Origin of the sequence: Streptomyces sp. RP5T, from assembly GCF_003933965.1 — a bacterium.
In the GTDB taxonomy this organism is placed as follows: Bacteria; Actinomycetota; Actinomycetes; order Streptomycetales; family Streptomycetaceae; genus Streptomyces.
Genome location: NZ_RSAJ01000773.1, coordinates 1 through 3,318, shown reverse-complemented (window position 1 = coordinate 3,318; position 3,318 = coordinate 1). Strand labels below are relative to the sequence as shown.

Genomic DNA, 3,318 nt, shown 5'->3' with positions numbered 1-3,318 from the left:
GGCCGGGGCGACGACCGGGTGCTGGTGCTCCGGGCCGTACGGACGTGCCGTCGGCCGAGGTGCCGGTCGGGGGGGCGAGGTCGGGGCCGGCGAGTTGCTTGCGCGGCGCGGGGACCGCTGATGCCGCGCCCGGTGCCGGACGGCTACTGCTTCGGCGTGCGGTCCAGCAGTGATTCCACCAGCGCGGCGACATGGCGGCGGTCGTCCGCCGAGAGTTTCTGGACGCTGGCGATCAGGAGGTCCACTTCCGGGTCGGCCGGGTGGGCGGCGGTGCCCTCCGCGCCGTACACGTGGATGCCGCAGGCCTCCGCGGCGGCGCGGCGGACGGTGTCCAACGGGAGTTCCAGTCCCTTGGACAGTCCCTCCAGGGTCGTCGACTGCGGCATGCGCACGACGCGGTCGGTGGTCGCCAGGTGGTGGACGGTCGAGCGCGGGACGCCACCGCGGCGCGCCACGTCGCCGTAGGACCAGCCCTTGCGGTCCAGGCGCTCACGGATCAACTGCTGCAGTGCGTTGGCCACGGGGGTCACTTCCTGCTCGCCGCTCGGCGGAACCGGCCATGTCGGGGCCGATTCTACGGGCGCCCCCACCCGCCGCCGAAAGGGTGATTCCCCGAACGGGTTGCGCAACGCCCTCAGGAGGCCCTAGTGTCCAATCTCGTTGGACAGCACGTCCGACCAAGTCGGACAGAGTCTGGGGGGAACCTGGCTCGGTCCGACCGGAAATGCCCATCCCTGAGGGGGAATTGATCATGATGGACGCTCACGAGCTCGAGGCCGAGTCCGCGGAACTGCTGCCGGGTCGCGAGGCCCTCGGTCGTCTGAAGTTCAGCTTCAACAAGACGACCAACGTCACCAAGCACATCGCCAACGTCGAGGCCCACAACACGTCGATGGCCGTCAACGACCACTCCTTCGCCTCGGCCGCCGCCTCGCAGGCCGGCCAGAGCATCACGGTCACCCAGTAACACCCGCGCACCACCTCGAACCCGATCCACATCACCTGAAAGGACGTCCGTCATGAGCATGGACATGCACGAGCTGGAGACCGAGTCCGCCGAGCTGCTGCCGGGCCGGGAGGCCCTCGGCCGTCTGAAGTTCAGCTTCAACAAGACGACCAACGTCACCAAGCACATCGCCAACATCCAGGCGGACAACCAGTCCGCGGCGCTGAACGACCACTCCTCCTACTCGGTCGCCGAGTCGCAGGCCTCGCAGTCGATCGTCGTCAAGCAGTAACACCGGCGTGACCACGGCCGTCGGGGTGGGCCGCCCGTACCAGCGGTGCGGTCCACCCCGACGGCCATGCAGGGGGGAAACGGGGGAGGACGTGGGGGGAGACCACACATGACAGTGCTCGGAGACGGGCCCGCGACGCTCTACGACACCGGGCCGGTGCCCGGGCCGGGCGGCTGGCCGGTGACGTACGAGCAGGTCGCGACGGGCAGCCTGCCGGTCGTCGACCAGCGGCTCGTGCCGCGGCTCAGCGCGGGACTGCGGCTGCACGGCGAGTACCAGGGGTCGGGCTTCACCGAGCCCAAGTACATCGCCCGTCGGGGGGACGGGCAGGTCGTGCAGCTGTCGCGGCTGCTGTATCTGGTGGCGTCGTCCGTCGACGGCGTACGCGACACCGAGTCGATCGCCCACCGGGTGAGCGCGAGATTCGGCCGCGAGGTCAGCGGCGAGAACATCCGCTTCCTCGTGGAGAAGAAGCTCGAACCGCTCGGCGTGACCGTCCCGGAGGGTCAGGAGAGCGACGAGGTCGACGCACCGCGCTCCGATCTGCTGCTCGCCCTCAAGGGCCACCGGGTCATCTTCGACGAGCGGCGCACGGCCCGCATCGCGGGGCTGTTCGCGTGGCTGCACCGGCCGGTCGTGGTCGCGGCCGTACTCCTTGCGGCCGTGGCCATGGACGTGTGGCTGTTCGGTTTCTTCGGGGCGATCGAGCCGGTCCTGGAGGTCCTCGACCAGCCGGTGCTGATCCTGATCGTCTTCGCCCTGACCGTGGCCTCGCTCGTCTTCCACGAGTTCGGCCATGCTTCCGCATGCAGATACGGCGGTGCCCGGCCCGGGTGCATCGGCTGCGGGATCTTCCTGATCTGGCCGTCGATGTACACGGACGTGACGGACGTGTACCGGATCGGACGCGGCGGCCGGATCAGGACGGACCTGGGCGGCGTCTACTTCAACGTGGTCTTCATGCTCGGCATGGCCGGGCTGTACTTCGCCACGGGCGAGCCCTTCTTCCTGGCCGCCGTCTACCTCGGGCACTTCGAGATCCTCGAACAGCTCATGCCGGCGGTACGCCTGGACGGCTACTACATCCTCGGTGACCTCGCCGGGGTCCCGGACCTCTACGGCAAGATCAAGCCGATCCTGCTCGGACTGGTACCGGGCCGCAAGGGGCGGGCGGCCCGCAAGGAGGTCGCCGGGCTGAAGAAGTCGGCGCGGACCATCGTGGCCGCGTGGGTGCTCACCATGGTGCCGCTGATCATCGGCGAGATGAGCTACGCGCTGTGGAACCTGCCCCGGATCATCGCCACGATGACCCGGTCCATGGTCGAGCAGTTCTCCGGCACCGGGGCGGCCTTCGCGGACGGCCAGGTCGTCGAGGGGCTCGTCGGGGTGCTCGGCTGTCTGATGCTGCTGATCCCGATGGGCGGTGTCGTCTATCTCTCCGTGAAGATCGGCGGCCGGCTCCTGCGGGCCGCGAAACGGACCACGGCGGGCCGGCCCCGGCTGCGGGTGGCGCTGTGCGCGGTGGCCCTCGCCGGGCTGGCCGGCCTCAGCTACGCGTGGACGTCCGGGCTCACGCCCCAGCCGCTCCCGAAGAAGCCCCCGATCGCGCCGATCCTCCAGCCCGGGGTGTCGACGGAGGAGCCGCAGCCGCGGCAGGCCACGGCCCCGGACGGCGACGACTCGACCCCGGGCGACGACTCGGGCGACCCGGCGGGCCCTGGCTCCGGAGCGGTGGCGCCCACGGCGGCGGGCCGTTCCCCGGGCTCGGACGCGCCCTCGGCCGGCACGTCCTCCGACGCGTCGGCGTCCGCGGCACCGGCGTCGTCCGCGACGGCCCCGGGCACGGCGAGCGGGGGCACCTCCCGCGGTCCGGCGTCCCCGACCGAGGGCACCTCGGCGGGCCCGGGGCCGTCTTCACCGGGCGTGGGCCCCTCGGCCCCCGACCCGACGCCGACCCCGTCGGAGAGCATCCCGTCCTCACCCGTCGAGACGGCGTCCCCGTCACCGGCCAGTGGTTCGCCGGGGGCGTCCTGAGCGACGGCCGTCCGGGCCGGGCCGGCGGGAGGGGTCAGCGGGAGGG

4 protein-coding genes are annotated in these 3,318 nt (G+C 71.4%); 3 read left to right on the top strand and 1 reads right to left on the bottom strand.

The genetic code is table 11. The features are described from left to right. Positions 1 to 143: 143 nt before the first annotated feature. On the bottom strand, positions 144 to 521 hold the full coding sequence (locus tag EHS43_RS40755; RefSeq protein ID WP_125195572.1) for a helix-turn-helix transcriptional regulator: 378 nt from the start codon (positions 519 to 521) through the stop codon (positions 144 to 146). A gap of 230 nt (positions 522 to 751) precedes the next feature. Here EHS43_RS40755 and EHS43_RS40750 point away from each other — a divergent pair, with 230 nt between their 5' ends. From EHS43_RS40750 to EHS43_RS40740, 3 genes are all read left to right on the top strand, one after another. Continuing rightward, the gene (locus EHS43_RS40750) at positions 752 to 967 is read left to right on the top strand and encodes a hypothetical protein (RefSeq protein WP_260470944.1); all 216 of its coding nucleotides are present in this window, start codon (positions 752 to 754) and stop codon (positions 965 to 967) included. Between the two features lie 52 nt (positions 968 to 1,019). Then, positions 1,020 to 1,238, top strand: a complete 219-nt coding sequence (locus EHS43_RS40745) for a hypothetical protein (RefSeq protein WP_007382551.1) — start codon at positions 1,020 to 1,022, stop codon at positions 1,236 to 1,238. Positions 1,239 to 1,346: 108 nt separating this feature from the next. Next, positions 1,347 to 3,272 (top strand): hypothetical protein, encoded by a 1,926-nt coding sequence (locus EHS43_RS40740; RefSeq protein ID WP_125195571.1) that lies wholly within the window; start codon positions 1,347 to 1,349, stop codon positions 3,270 to 3,272. The last annotated feature ends 46 nt before the right edge of the window (positions 3,273 to 3,318 follow it).

Coding starts and splice junctions, on each gene's coding strand:
- EHS43_RS40745 (WP_007382551.1), top strand. CDS start 1,020: ATGAGCATGGACATGCACGAGCTGGAGACCGAGTCCGCCGAGCTGCTG.
- EHS43_RS40750 (WP_260470944.1), top strand. CDS start 752: ATGATGGACGCTCACGAGCTCGAGGCCGAGTCCGCGGAACTGCTGCCG.
- EHS43_RS40740 (WP_125195571.1), top strand. CDS start 1,347: ATGACAGTGCTCGGAGACGGGCCCGCGACGCTCTACGACACCGGGCCG.